12 protein-coding genes are annotated in these 12869 nt (G+C 72.9%); 4 read left to right on the forward strand and 8 right to left on the reverse strand.

Going from position 1 to position 12869, the window contains the following annotated elements:
• Positions 1–2: 2 nt before the first annotated feature.
• The 5 genes from AB0H52_RS04540 to AB0H52_RS04560 form a co-directional block, all read right to left on the reverse strand.
• A complete protein-coding gene (locus AB0H52_RS04540) occupies positions 3–353 on the reverse strand; it encodes a DUF2203 domain-containing protein (RefSeq protein ID WP_151491564.1) in 351 nt (116 codons plus the stop codon).
• Positions 354–400: 47 nt separating this feature from the next.
• Positions 401–1219, reverse strand: coding sequence for a pyrroline-5-carboxylate reductase (proC, locus tag AB0H52_RS04545; protein ID WP_151491563.1), 819 nt, complete (start codon positions 1217–1219; stop codon positions 401–403).
• A gap of 71 nt (positions 1220–1290) precedes the next feature.
• Positions 1291–2319: a 6-phosphofructokinase gene (locus tag AB0H52_RS04550; protein ID WP_091408060.1), complete on the reverse strand. Its 1029-nt coding sequence runs from the start codon at positions 2317–2319 to the stop codon at positions 1291–1293.
• Between the two features lie 162 nt (positions 2320–2481).
• Positions 2482–2985, reverse strand: a complete 504-nt coding sequence (locus AB0H52_RS04555; protein WP_151491562.1) for a pyridoxamine 5'-phosphate oxidase family protein — start codon at positions 2983–2985, stop codon at positions 2482–2484.
• Between the two features lie 77 nt (positions 2986–3062).
• The gene (locus AB0H52_RS04560) at positions 3063–3560 is read right to left on the reverse strand and encodes a polyadenylate-specific 3'-exoribonuclease AS (protein ID WP_151491561.1); all 498 of its coding nucleotides are present in this window, start codon (positions 3558–3560) and stop codon (positions 3063–3065) included.
• A 261-nt stretch (positions 3561–3821) separates the two neighbouring features.
• On the opposite strand from AB0H52_RS04560, the gene AB0H52_RS04565 reads away from it, so the two are divergent.
• Positions 3822–4514, forward strand: a complete 693-nt coding sequence (locus AB0H52_RS04565; RefSeq protein WP_007463121.1) for a Crp/Fnr family transcriptional regulator — start codon at positions 3822–3824, stop codon at positions 4512–4514.
• Between the two features lie 75 nt (positions 4515–4589).
• On the opposite strand, the gene AB0H52_RS04570 is transcribed toward AB0H52_RS04565, so the two are convergent.
• Entirely contained in the window at positions 4590–4787 is a 198-nt protein-coding gene (locus AB0H52_RS04570) for a hypothetical protein (protein WP_151491560.1), read from the reverse strand.
• A gap of 161 nt (positions 4788–4948) precedes the next feature.
• Between AB0H52_RS04570 and AB0H52_RS04575 the strand changes: the two genes are divergently transcribed.
• Positions 4949–8473: an adenylate/guanylate cyclase domain-containing protein gene (locus AB0H52_RS04575; protein WP_357945235.1), complete on the forward strand. Its 3525-nt coding sequence runs from the start codon at positions 4949–4951 to the stop codon at positions 8471–8473.
• Between the two features lie 6 nt (positions 8474–8479).
• Here AB0H52_RS04575 and AB0H52_RS04580 read toward each other — a convergent pair whose 3' ends face one another.
• Entirely contained in the window at positions 8480–9160 is a 681-nt protein-coding gene (locus AB0H52_RS04580) for a lysophospholipid acyltransferase family protein (protein ID WP_151491558.1), read from the reverse strand.
• 373 nt (positions 9161–9533) lie between these two features.
• Between AB0H52_RS04580 and AB0H52_RS04585 the strand changes: the two genes are divergently transcribed.
• The gene (locus tag AB0H52_RS04585; protein ID WP_151491557.1) at positions 9534–10385 is read left to right on the forward strand and encodes a DUF308 domain-containing protein; all 852 of its coding nucleotides are present in this window, start codon (positions 9534–9536) and stop codon (positions 10383–10385) included.
• A gap of 158 nt (positions 10386–10543) precedes the next feature.
• Positions 10544–12025 carry a trehalose-6-phosphate synthase gene (locus AB0H52_RS04590; RefSeq protein ID WP_225854666.1) on the forward strand — a complete coding sequence of 494 codons (1482 nt, stop codon included), beginning with the start codon at positions 10544–10546 and terminating at the stop codon, positions 12023–12025.
• Positions 12026–12045: 20 nt separating this feature from the next.
• Here AB0H52_RS04590 and AB0H52_RS04595 read toward each other — a convergent pair whose 3' ends face one another.
• Positions 12046–12840: an alpha/beta hydrolase gene (locus AB0H52_RS04595; protein ID WP_357945338.1), complete on the reverse strand. Its 795-nt coding sequence runs from the start codon at positions 12838–12840 to the stop codon at positions 12046–12048.
• Positions 12841–12869: the final 29 nt, after the last annotated feature.

The following is a 12869-nucleotide window of genomic DNA, read 5'->3' on the forward strand; positions in this document are numbered from 1 at the left end:
GGTCAGATCGGCCGGCGGCCGGCGAAACCGCACTCGGCCCGGTGGTACCAGCGCACGTCGGAGTCGCCCTCCAGCCAGCACCACAGCACAGGACGGCCGGCCCGCTCACCGGGGAAGTCGAGCAGCACCGGGGCGATGCCCTTGACCTGGATGTCGTGCTGGTGCAACTCGTCGACGACGGCGTGCAGGCGGGCCTCCAGCCCCTTCACCTCGGCCAGGCCGCCGAGGGCGCTGACGCCGTGGTCGGCCAGGTCGACCCGCAGCTCGGCCAGGTCGGCGCGGACCCGGACCAGCTCGGCGACGCGCGGTTGCAGGGTGGCCACCAGGTGCCGGGCCTGGGCGAGTGTGAACACCGGGCCAGTATGCGGCACGCGCGGGGACGCGATGCGCCCGAAATCGGTCAGTCGGCCTGGGCGGCCAGCTCGCGGGCGCGGTCCCGGGCGGCCTCCAGCGCGGCGAGCAGCGCGGCCCGGACGCCGTGCTTCTCCAGCTCCCGGATCGCGGAGATGGTGGTGCCGGCCGGCGAGGTGACCGCCTCGCGCAGCTTGACCGGGTGCTCGCCGGAGTCGCGCAGCATCACGGCCGAGCCGATGGCGGTCTGCACGATCAGCTCGTGCGCCACCTGGCGGGGCAGCCCGAGCAGGATCCCCGCGTCGATCATGGCCTCGACCAGCAGGTAGAAGTACGCCGGGCCGGAGCCGGAGAGCGCCGTCACCGCGTCCTGCTGCGACTCGGGCACCCGGATCGTCTGCCCGAGGGGCTTGAACATCTCCTCGGCGAGGGCCAGGTGCTCCCCGGTGGCGTACGCGCCGGCGGAGATCGCGGTCATCGCCTCGTCGACCAGCGCCGGGGTGTTGGTCATGACCCGGACGACCGGGGTGCCGTCGGGCAGCCGGCGGTTGAAGAAGCTGGTGGGCAGGCCGGCGCAGAGCGAGATGACGAGCTTGTCGGCCGGCACCTTGGGGCCGATCTCGTCGAGCAGCGCGGCGGCGTCCTGCGGTTTGACCGAGACCGCCAGCACCGCGGCCTCGTCCACGGCGGTCAGGTTGTCGACCACCCGTACGCCGTAGCGGGCGGTCAGCTCCTCGGCGCGCGCCGGTCGGCGGGCGGTGGCCAGCAGCCGGTCCACCGGCCATCCCGAGCGCAGCAGGCCGGAGAGCATCAGCTCACCGATCTTGCCCGCGCCGATCACCGCGACCGTGTGCACCCCGGCTGACATCTGGGCCGTACCCCCTCGGATTGGGTCGCGGCGCGGCGGACCCGCAGGCCCGCCGCGCCGTCGACCGTCGATCAGCTGCCGAAGAAGACCTCGGCCTCGGCGTACCGCTCCAGCGGCACGGTCTTCAGCTCGCGGGTGGCCTCGGCGAGGGGCACCCGGACGATGTCGGTGCTCTGCATCGCGACCATCTTGCCCCAGTCGCCGTCGTTGACCGCGTCGATGGCCTGCAGGCCCAGGCGGGTGGCGAGCACCCGGTCGAAGGCGGTCGGGGTGCCACCGCGCTGGATGTGGCCCAGCACCACGGTGCGGGCCTCCTTGCCGGTCTTGGCCTCCAGTTGCTCGGCCAGCCACTGGCCGATGCCGCCGAGGCGGACGTGGCCGAACGAGTCGAGCTCCTGGTTGGCGAGGACCATCTGGCCGTCCAGCGGCTGGGCGCCCTCGGCGACGACCACGATCGGGGCGTACTGGTGCTGGAAGCGCTTCTCGACGTAGCCGGCCACCTGGTCGACGTCGAACTGCCGCTCCGGCAGCAGGATGACGTTGGCGCCACCGGCCAGGCCGGCGTGCAGGGCGATCCAGCCGGCGTGCCGGCCCATCACCTCGACGACCAGGGTGCGGTGGTGGCTCTCCGCGGTGGTGTGCAGACGGTCGATGGCCTCCATCGCGATGTTGACCGCGGTGTCGAAGCCGAAGGTGTAGTCGGTGGCGCCCAGGTCGTTGTCGATGGTCTTCGGCACGCCGACCACGTGCACGCCCAGCTCGTAGAGCTTGGTGGCGACGCCGAGGGTGTCCTCGCCGCCGATCGCGATCAGGGCGTCCACGCCCTGCGCGGCGAGGTTGTCCTTGATCCGCTCGACGCCGTTCTCGATCTTGAACGGGTTGGTCCGGGACGAGCCGAGGATGGTGCCGCCACGGGGCAGGATGCCGCGGACGTCGGCGATGTCCAGGGGACGGGACAGACCCTCCAGCGGGCCCTTCCAACCGTCCCGGAAGCCCACGAACTCGTGACCGTAAGTGGCGACGCCCTTGCGGACCACCGCCCGGATGACCGCATTGAGACCCGGGCAGTCGCCGCCGCCGGTGAGCACGCCGATACGCATGATCCGCTCATCCTCCTGGAGCATCAGGTAAAGCCCGATATGCCCCAGGATATGTGTCAGGTCAGACCATCGGCGCCGTTGCCGGCCCGGGGCGGGCCGTCACTGCGCACTGTAGTCGGCCTGAGGTTGCGACGACAGCGCGCCCCGGGTGGCGGACCCCGGTCAGTAGGTCACCTCGTGGTTCTCGCCGGCCGTCGGTGGCCGGCCGGTGACCGCGGCCTTCGCGTAGCCGAACAGGTTGACCACCGTGCTGTTCGGCGAGTCCCAGTACTCGGCCGAGCTGGCGTGCACCTTGATCAAGGTGAGCTCCGGGGTGTCCAGCCCGTCCGGGAACCACGCGGTGAGCAGCGGGTTCCACAGCCGCTCGGCACGGGCCCGGTCGAACTCGTCGGTGGCCGTGCCGGAGATCGACACCCAGGCGTGGTGCCGCTGGTCGGAGAAGGCGACGTTGACCTCCGGATTCACCCGGATCTGACGGACCTTGGCCGAATCGGCGGAGGCGAAGAACCACAGGTCGCCGTCGAACTCGGCCTCCTGCAGACCCATCGGCCGGCTCACCTGCCGCCCGTCCAGGGCGATCGTGGTGAGCATGCAGATCCGCGCTGCCCGGGCCAGCTCGGTGACCCGGCCGCGGGCCTCGGTGGCGCTGGTCGGCTCGTTGCTCATGGCACTCTCCCTCGGCTCGGCTCGTCGAACCGATGCCCGGGACAGAACCGGTCAAAACCTCCGCCGTACGACCGCTTTCACCGCGACGTCATGGCCCGCCAGCGGGCCAGGTTGTGCCGGGCGTCGACCAGGGCGTCATGGCGGGCCGCGTCCGCGTCCGGCAACGTCGGCCGGCCACGGTCGTCCCAGAGCTGACGCAGCTCCTTGGTGAACCGGGGGATCTCCCTCGGCAGCGCCGGCATCGCACCCCAGAGCTGGGCGAGCACCACGTGGTCGTACGCGGCGAACCAGGCCCACAACTCCAGCTGCTCCCCCGGCCGGTCCCGGATCGGCTCCATGAGGAAGTCGTAGAGGTCGTCGCGGATGCGCTCCCGCGAGCGCCAGGCCCGGTCGGCCGGCGAGGGCAGCTTGTCCAGCACGTTGCGCCGCACCCAGGGCACGGCGCGGGAGTCGTCGAACTCGGTGGAGACCGCGTAGAACTCGCGGCCGTACTCGTCGACGACACCGATCGACACGAGGTCGACGAGCCGGCCGTCCTCGATGAACTCGCAGTCGTAGAAGTAGCGGTAGACCATTCCGGAAATCCTCGTCCACCGCCTCCCGGCGGTGCCCGGCGGGGCCGGCCAACGGCCCGGCCCGGGCCGCCGACGAGGGGGTACGCCGCAGCTCGCGACGGTCACGGAAGTGCTTCGAGGGGTGTACAGCAAGCGACCGGACCGTCATGATCTGATGTGTACCGCTACCGGACGCCGAACCGGTGTCAGTTCACCTCGTCAGGGCCATCAGGTTCACCCGGTGAGCGAGTTTGTGGTCCATGACCGGGGAGGGGTTGGACCGTGGAGATGCGCCTGCCGGAGCCGGGTGACGCGCTCACGGGTGTCGAGATGTTCGCCGGGCTGGAGCCTGAGGTGCGGCAGCGCGTCATCGCCGCCGCCGTTCCGCGCACCTACCGCAAGGGCCAGCTGCTCTTCGTCGAGAACGACCCCGGCGAGTCGCTGATCGTGCTGCGCCGAGGCGCGGTGGCCGTCTTTCGCACCGCGCCCACCGGCGAACGGGCCGTGCTGTCGGTCATCCGTCCACCCGACGTGCTCGGTGAGGTCTCCCTGCTCGACGCGTCCACCCGATCCGCCTCGGCAGAGGCCATCGAGGACTGCGCGGCGCTCGCGCTCTCCCGTGGGGCGTTCATGGAGCTGGTGCACTCCAACCCCCGCATCCTGGACGCGGTGATGCGCTCGCTGGGCGGGCTGATCCGCCGGCTCACCGAGCAGAACGCCGACCACGTCTTCCTCGACCTGCCCGGCCGGGTGGCCAAGACGCTGGTCCGGTTGGCCGGCGAGAGCCAGGCCCCGATGATCACGATCGAGCTCAACCAGAGTCAGCTCGCCGAGATGGCCGGCGGCTCCCGGCAGAGCGTCAACCAGGCGATCGGGTCGTTCGCCAGTCGTGGCTGGCTGCGCACCGAGGGGCGCCGGATCGTGGTGACCGACGTGGCCGCGCTGCGCCGCCGCGCCGGCATGAACGACCGCTGACCCACCGGTACGCGCACGACGCGGCCGAGCCGCCCGTGGCGACCCGGCCGCGTCGACGCGTCACCGGCTGTTGCTTCAGACCCCGGAGCTGCCCGGGCCGGCCCACTTGTCCGGGCCCTTGCCGTCCCCGCTCGGGCCGTGGGACTGCTCGCTGACGATCCCCTCGGCCTGAAGCGTGGCGAGCGTGGCGGCGTCGACGTCCACCGATTCGCCGGCGGAGTGGCTGACCCCGTTGCCGTCGGTCCAGTCGCTCTCCAACTTGACGTACACCATTGACCTGTCCCCCTCTGGTCGCTGATCGACATGTGGCTGACTGAATGTAGTCCGCTTCTGTCCGGATGGACTGTCCACAAACCAACAGGCCGGTACCTGACAGGTACACCGGGGGCGATACTCGCTTGCAGGCGACGCCGTGGGCGTCGACCGGTTCGCCAGTGGAGGGTGTCATCGCCGCGCAGTGTGGGCGCTGTGGACGGACGGCCGCCGACGGCGACCGCTTCTGCGGTGGCTGCGGCTCCGAGCTCGGTGCCGTCTGCCCGCACTGCCTGCGTCCGCTCGCCTCCGACGTCACGTTCTGCACCTCGTGCGGGTCGCCCCGGCCGGGCGCGGACCGGCCGGCCGCGCTCACCCCGCAGGAGGACCGCCGCCGGGTGAGCGTCCTCTTCATCGACCTGATCGACTTCACGCCGTACGTCGAGCGGGCCGACCCGGAGCAGGTCCGCGGCATGCAGACCGGGTTCTTCTCCGCGGCCCGCCGGGTGGTCGGCCAGTACGGCGGGGTGGTGGAGAAGTACATCGGCGACGCGGTGATGGCGCTCTTCGGCGCACCCGTGGCCACCGAGACGGACGCGCTGCGCTGCGTACGGGCCGGGCTTGAGCTGCAACGGGTGCTCACCCGGTTCGCGCCGACCGGCAGCACCGAGCTGCGGTTCCGGGTGGGGGTGGCCACCGGCGAGGCGCTGGTCGACGTGGCCGCGGCCCGCGACGGCGGGCAGGCGATCGTGGCGGGCGACGTGGTGAACACCGCCTCCCGGATGCAGTCGGTCGCGCCGCCGGGCGGGGTGCTGGTGTGCGGCACCACGCACGCGCTGACCAAGGACGCGATCCGCTACGAGGAGCAGCCGCCGGTCACCCTGCGGGGGCGGTCCGCGCCGACCGAGGTGTGGCTCGCGCTGTCGCCACTGCGGCGCCAGCCCACCGACCGGGAGCCGGACACCACGCCGCTGGTCGACCGGGAACACGAGCTGGGCATGCTGGTCAACGCCCTGCACCGGTCACTGCGCGATCGGCTGCCGCAGGTGGTGACCATCTTCGGTCGGGCCGGCATCGGCAAGAGCCGGCTGCTGCGCGAGCTGTACAAGCACACCGGCCGGCTGGTCGACGAGCCGCTGACCTGGCGCACCGGGCGCTGCCCGCCGTTCGGAGAGAACGTCACGTTCGCGGCGCTCGCCGACATCGTGAAGTCCGAGGCCGGCATCCTGGACACCGACCCCGCCTCCAGCGCGGCGCAGCGGCTGGCCGCCGCCGTCGGTGAGCTGATCGGCCCGGCTGAACGGGACCGGGTGGTCGACGCGCTGCGCCCGCTGGTCGGGTTGCCCGGCACGCCGCTGCCGGCCGAGGAGGCCGAGTCGGCGTGGCGGCGGTTCCTGCTGGCGCTGGCCGCTCACCGTCCCACCGTGCTGGTCTTCGAGGACCTGCACTGGGCCGACGACGCGATGCTGCGCTTCGTGGAGCTGCTCGGGGCGGCGGCCCGCGACGTGCCACTGCTGCTGCTGTGCACCGCCCGACCGGAACTGGTCGACCGCGACCCGAGCTGGGCCGGCACCATCACCGGTTCGGTGACGATCACCCTGCCGCCGCTGCGGGACACCGGGATCGCCGCGCTGTACGCGCACATGTTCGGCCAGGCCGCGTTCTCCGCGGACATGTTGAGCCCGCTGATCGAGGTGGCCGGCGGCAACCCGCTCTACGCCCACGAGTACGTCCGGATGCTGATCGAGCAGGGCGCGCTGCGTCAGTCCGGGCGGGGCTGGTCACTGGACAAGCACCTCGAACTGACCATGCCGGAGAGCGTGCACGCGGTGATCGCCAACCGGGTGGACCTGCTCGACGCGAAAGACCGGGCGGTGCTGCTGGCCGCCTCGGTGGTCGGCGTGCAGTTCTGGCCCGGCGCGGTGGCCGCCGCGCTGGGGCAGCAGGTCGAGTCGGTGGAGCGTTCGCTGCGCCGGCTGGAGCAGCGTGACTTCGTGCACGAGCAGGCGGCCTCGACGATGGCCGGGCAGGCGGAGTTCCGGTTCCGGCACGTGCTGGTGCGCGACGTCTGCTACCAGCGGCTGCCGCGTACCGAGCGGGTGGCCCGGCACGAGCGGGCCGCGGACTGGCTCGACGCGTTGTCGCACAGCCGCGACACCGACCTGGCCGAGGTGCTCGCCCACCACCGCTGGGCGGCCCACGAGATCGCCCGTTCCCTCGGCATGGAGGTCCGCCGGTACGCCGCACCGGCCCGGCAGGCGCTGCACCGCGCGGCCCGCCGGGCGTACGCGCTGCACGGGTTGGACGCGGCGGCCGCGCACGCGGGTCGGGCGCTCGGCCTGGCCGACGACAGCGACCCGGTGGGCCGGCTGCAACTGGAGCTGCTGAGCACCGAGATCTCGTTCTACCGCGACGGCAACGGGTTCCTCTCCGGCGGCGGGCCGGAGCAGGTGCACGCGCTCGCCGACCGGCTGATGGCACACGGTGACAACGCCTGCGCGGCACGGGCGTGGACGCTGCTCGGGCAGGCCGCCTGGCTGCGCGCCGACCGTGGTGACGCCCTGGCCTGCCTGGACCGGGCCGTGCAGCTGTTCGAGTCGCTGCCGGACACGCCGCAGAAGGCGGACGCGTACGCGGAGCTGGGTCGGCTGCACATGCTCAACTACGAGCGGGACCAGTCCGTGGCGGCGGCGGAGATCGCCGCGGAGATCGCCGAGCGGCTGGGTCTGACCGAGACCCGCACCAACGCCCGGATCACCGCCGCGACCGCCCGCTACCAGGCCGGGGACCGGGTCGGCCTGGACGAGCTGCACGCGATCGTCGAGTTCAGCCGCGCCGGCCAACTGCTGGCGCTGCCCCGCGCCACCCAGAACCTCGCCTGGGCGATCCGGGAGGAGGGTGACTGGCTGCGCTCCGACGCCCTGCTCTCGGCGGCGCCGGCGCGTACCGCCAGCGGCCAGACGTTGACCACCAGCTACTCGGCCGAGGCGATGCGCGCCTGGTTCGAGGGCGACTTCGGCCGGCTGCTCACCGCGGCGGAGGCGTTCGTGGACACGCCGACCGGCAGTTGGGACATGCAGGTGCGGGGGCTGCGCTGCTGCCTGCTGGTGCTGCGCGACGACGACGATCCGGACGACCTGGGCGACGCTCTGGACACCGCGCGGCGCAGCGGGTTCCACCGGCTGCGCTGGGCGATGCTGGGCATGGCGGCGCTGTGCCGGGCGTTGCAGGGGCGCGTCGACGAGGCGGCGGAGCTGATCGACGAACTGGACCGGTCCTGGTCGGCGGTGCCGGCCCTGGCCAGCGGGGAGTGGATCGCGGCGGCCGCGTACGCCGCAGCCCTGGCCGGCCGGGACGCGGCGGTGCGGGTCCGGGCGATGCTGGGCCGGGTCGGGCATCGCACGCCCTGGTCGGAGGCGGCGCTGCGGACCGTGACGGCGGCCCTGGCCGCCGCCGACGGCGACCACCGGCGCTCGGCCGAGCTGCACCTGGCCGCCGCCGAGACGTACGGGCGGATTCCCGACGTCAGTGACCGGGTACTGGCGCTGGCGCTCGCGGCGGCGGAGCTGACCCGCGCCGGCGACACGGTGGACGCGCGGGCGCCACGCGCCGAGGTACGCACCTTCGCGCTGCGCAACGACGCTCCCGGCCTGCTGGGTCTGGCGGGGCGGCCGATCAGCCCGGCCGGGCCGGCGGTGGCCTGCTGAGCCGGCTCAGGCGGCGGCCGGCTCCTTGAGCTTCTGCGCGTAGATGTCGACGTACTCGCGGCCGGAGAGTTCCATCAACTCGTACATGATCTCGTCGGTGACCGCACGTTCGACGAACCGGTCGCCGGCCGACCCGGCGTAGCGGGAGAGGTCCAGTGGGGCGCCGACGCGGATCCGCACCCGGTCGATGCGGGGGATGAGCGTGCCGGGCGGCTGGATCTCGTCGGCGTTGAGCATCGCCACCGGCACCACCGTCGCGCCGCTCTCCAGGGCGAGCCGGGCCACCCCGGTCTTGCCGCGGTAGAGCCGCCCGTCCGGGGAGCGGGTGCCCTCCGGGTAGATGCCGGCCACTCCCCCGGCGCGCAACACCCGCAACTGGGTGTCCAGCGCGGCACGGGCGGCCCGGCCGCCGGAGCGGTCCACCGGGATGGTGCCGGTGCCGACGAAGAACAGCTTGGTCAGCCAGCCCTTGATCCCCTTGCCGGTGAAGTACTCGGCCTTGGCCACGAAGGTGACCCGCCGCGGGATGATCAACGGCGTGAAGATCGAGTCGGAGAAGGAGAGGTGGTTGCTGGCCAGGATCACCGGGCCGGTCGCCGGCACGTGGTGCAGGCCCTCCACCTGCGGGCGGAAGATCAGCTTGAGCAGCGGACCGAGGAGAACGTACTTCAGCAGCCAGTAGAGCACCGGCGTCCTTTCCGTGGTGTGCCCGCGACAGCACCATGCCCGGGAGCGTGTCGACGAGCCTACGAAGCACGCGCCCGCACCACAACGGACGAGAGCCGCCGGCGGGCGCATCGATCGCCGGCAGTGCGGCAGGGCGGCGGCGGGTGCGTCGAGTCGTCCCACCGCCAACGATCATCGAGATAGCACGTGTCGCGCAAGAACGGACAAAGAAGCCCTGCCGCGACCTGCGGCGGTAGCCGTGACTTTGGAAGACGCGACACAACGCACTCCCGGAACCATGCCCTGACGTGTCACGATTCAGAGCACGGCGTGCGGACGGGCGCCGACGGGGCAGGCAGGCCGCGCCGGAAGGCGCGTTAAGGGGGATGTCCGGGTGTCAGCGGGTGGGGCCCGCCGGGGACGGCGGGACAACGGGCTCGACGCGAGCGAGTACGCCGTCGTCGGCGACGTCGATCCGCGCGTCGGCGAGCACCTGCTCGACGTGCTGGCCGCCGGTGGGATCGCCGCGTACCTGCAACCCTCGGCCGACCTCAACCCGGTCACCCGCACCACCACCGTCCCGGCCCGGCCGGTCGACCGGCTCTACGTCGACCGCTCGCACCTGACCACGGCACGGGACTATCTGACCCAGCTCGCCGACGAGACCTCCCCGGAGCAGCCGCCGGCGCGTGACGAGCCGGACATCGACGCCGAGTGGGCCCGGATCGTGGCGGGCTTCCACACCACCTCGACGGTCGGCGAGCACCCGTGGCCGGCCTCCGAGGACGTGGACGAACGCGACACCCGGGACGAGCCGGCCGCCGGTCCGCTGGCCCGCACCGGCGGCGACGAGGCCGGTCCGACGGCCACCGACGTCCGCCGGCTGCCGTCCGCCACCGACATCTCCGGGATCTCGGTCGGTCGGGGCACCCGGCCGGACGAGCCGTCGCTGCTGGACGGGCTGGACACGTTCGGCGCCGATCTGCCCGACGACGAGGACGACGAGGGTTACCACCCGCCGCCACCTCCGCCGCTTCCCCGGATCTCCAAGTACGCGGTGGTCGGCGTCCTCGCGGTCGTGGTGGGGTTCGTGCTCTTCCTCTTCCCGTCGTTGCTCCCGGTGGACCGCTCGGCGGTCACCCTGTTCGGGTTCACCGGCATCCTGGCCGGTTTCGTCACGCTGATCTGGCGGCTGCGCCCCGGCGACGAGGAAGACGACGACCCGGACAACGGCGCCGTCGTCTGATTCCGGCCCGCATCGCGGGACGACGCCGCCCCGCCCGGGGCGTAACAGTGGTGTAACTTACTGTCAGTAGGAATACCGCTGTACGTCACTTCCCCCGCTGGCTGACCGGTTTTCTCCTGCTCGTGGCGGTCAGTCCTCTGCTGATCGGAATGCCCGAGATGCGACAGAGTTCCCTCGTGGTGGTCGCCAACCGCCTCCCCATCGACGACAATCAGGCCCCCGACGGGGCCTGCGAGTGGCGGCGCAGCCCCGGTGGGCTGGTCAGCGCGCTGCACCCGCTGCTACGGCACACCCCGGCGACCTGGGTCGGCTGGGCCGGCGGCACCGGGCCCGCCCCCGCCCTCCCCGACGTGGACGGCGTCCGCATGCACACCGTCGCGCTCAGCCAGGACGACCTCCGCGACCACTACGAGGGATTCGCCAACGCCACCCTCTGGCCGCTCTACCACGACTCCGTCGAACAGCCCCAGCACCACCGCCGGTGGTGGGAGGCGTACCAGCGGGTCAACCAGCGCTTCGCCGAGGCGACCGCGGAGGTGGCCGAGCAGGGCGGGGTGGTCTGGGTGCAGGATTACCACCTGCAACTGGTCCCCGGCCTGCTGCGGGCGCTGCGGCCCGACCTGCGCATCGGGTTCTTCCTGCACGTGCCGTTCCCGCCGCCGGAGCTGTTCATGCAGCTGCCCCGCCGCGCCGAACTGCTGCGCGGCATGCTCGGCGCGGATCTCGTCGGCTTCCAGCGGGTCCAGGCGGCGCACAACTTCGCCCAGCTCGTCACGAGGGTCCTGGAACTGCCGGCCACCGACCGGCGGATCGGTGTCGACGACCGGGTGGTGCGCATCGGCGCGTTCCCGGTCTCCATCGACACCGCCGAGATGGCCGCCCTCGCCGCCCGCCCCGACGTGGCCGCCCGCGCCCGCCGGCTCCGTCAGGATCTCGGCGACCCCCGACAGGTCATCCTCAGCGTCGACCGGATGGACTACACCAAGGGCATCGAGCAGCGGCTCAAGGCGTACAGCGAGCTGCTCGCCGCCGGCGACGTCAAGGTCCGCGACACGGTCCTCGTGCAGGTCGCCATGCCCAGCCGGGAACGCGTCGGCCAGTACCAGATCCTGCGCGAACGGATCGAACGTGAGGTCGGCCGGATCAACGGCGAGTTCGGCCGGGTCGGCGAACCGGCCATCCACTACCTCACCCAGCCCTTCGACCGGGCCGAGCTGGCCGCGCTCTACCGGATCGCCGACGTGATGGCGGTGACCCCGCTGCGCGACGGGATGAACCTCGTCGCGAAGGAGTACGTCGCCGCCCGGGTCGACGACGACGGCGCGCTGCTGCTCAGCGAGTTCGCCGGCACGGCCGCGGAGCTGTCCCAGGCGTACCTGGTCAACCCGCACGACCTGGAGGGGCTCAAGCAGGGGCTGCGCGCGGCGCTGCGGGCCAGCCCGGCCGACGTCACCGAACGGATGCGGGCCATGCGCGCCCACCTGCACCAGCACGACATCCGGGCCTGGGCGCGCTCCTACCTCAGCGCGCTGGACGAGAACGGCGCCCTGGTCAGCCGCCTGACCAGCGGGGACGACACCGTGCGGGTGCCGCGGCCGGCGACCCGGGCCACCTCCGCCACCCAGCACGCCGGCGGCTGACCGGCCGTCGGCCGGTCAGTTCAGTGCGCGGCGGGCGCCTTCTCCAACCAGTCCAGGATCGCGTCGATCGGCTCCACCCACCGCGCGTCCAGCATCAGGTCGTGCCCCATGCCGGGGAAGAGCAGCGGGGCCGACCCGTACCGGCGGGCCACCCGGGTCAACGTCGACGACGGCACCACCCGGTCGTCCGGGCTGCCCAGCACCAGCACCGGCGGCGCGCCCACGGCCGGTTCGGCCTCCGGCTCGCCCAGCAGCGCCCACTGCGCCCGCCGGCCGGCCCGACCGAGCCGCCCAACGTGTCGGCGGGCCTCCTCGTCGGGCAACTCGCGGCTGAACAGCTGCGACCGGCTGAGCCGCAACGGCCCGCCGAACACCGCCGGCAGCGTGCCGGCCGGGTTGCGGCGCAGCGCCGCCCCCAGCACCCCCCACCCGCCGAAGACCGGTGCCACCAGCACCGCGCCCCGCGCCGGGTAGCGGGCCATCGCGTGCGCCACCACCAGCGCCCCGGCGCCGTGCCCCACCAGCACCGCCTGGCGCGGCAGGCCCGCCGCCACCTGGACCACATCGTGGGCGTACGCCCGCAGCGTCGCCTCCGGCGCCGGCTCGCTGCCGCCGTGCCCGCGCAGGCTCACCGCGTACGCCGGGAACCCGCGCGACGCGGCGTGCCCCAGCCAGTGCTCGGCGAACGCCCACGCGCCGTGGCCGAAACCGGGGACGAAGAGCAGCGGCGGGCGCCCCTCCTCCACCTCGGGGACGGCGCTGAGCACCTCACGCCGCGCCGGGCGGACCGGCCGCGCCCACTCCCGCCCCCGCATGATCCGCAGCTCGGTCACCGTTCCGCCTC

Origin of the sequence: Micromonospora sp. NPDC050695, assembly GCF_040654415.1 — a bacterium.
GTDB lineage: Bacteria > Actinomycetota > Actinomycetes > Mycobacteriales > Micromonosporaceae > Micromonospora.

Excerpts from the sequence above, each read along its gene's own strand:
- proC (WP_151491563.1), bottom strand. The coding sequence starts at position 1,219 with ATGTCAGCCGGGGTGCACACGGTCGCGGTGATCGGCGCGGGCAAGATC.
- AB0H52_RS04550 (WP_091408060.1), bottom strand. The coding sequence starts at position 2,319 with ATGCGTATCGGCGTGCTCACCGGCGGCGGCGACTGCCCGGGTCTCAAT.
- AB0H52_RS04555 (WP_151491562.1), bottom strand. The coding sequence starts at position 2,985 with ATGAGCAACGAGCCGACCAGCGCCACCGAGGCCCGCGGCCGGGTCACC.
- AB0H52_RS04560 (WP_151491561.1), bottom strand. The coding sequence starts at position 3,560 with ATGGTCTACCGCTACTTCTACGACTGCGAGTTCATCGAGGACGGCCGG.
- AB0H52_RS04570 (WP_151491560.1), bottom strand. The coding sequence starts at position 4,787 with ATGGTGTACGTCAAGTTGGAGAGCGACTGGACCGACGGCAACGGGGTC.
- AB0H52_RS04590 (WP_225854666.1), top strand. The coding sequence starts at position 10,544 with ATGCGACAGAGTTCCCTCGTGGTGGTCGCCAACCGCCTCCCCATCGAC.
- AB0H52_RS04595 (WP_357945338.1), bottom strand. The coding sequence starts at position 12,840 with ATGCGGGGGCGGGAGTGGGCGCGGCCGGTCCGCCCGGCGCGGCGTGAG.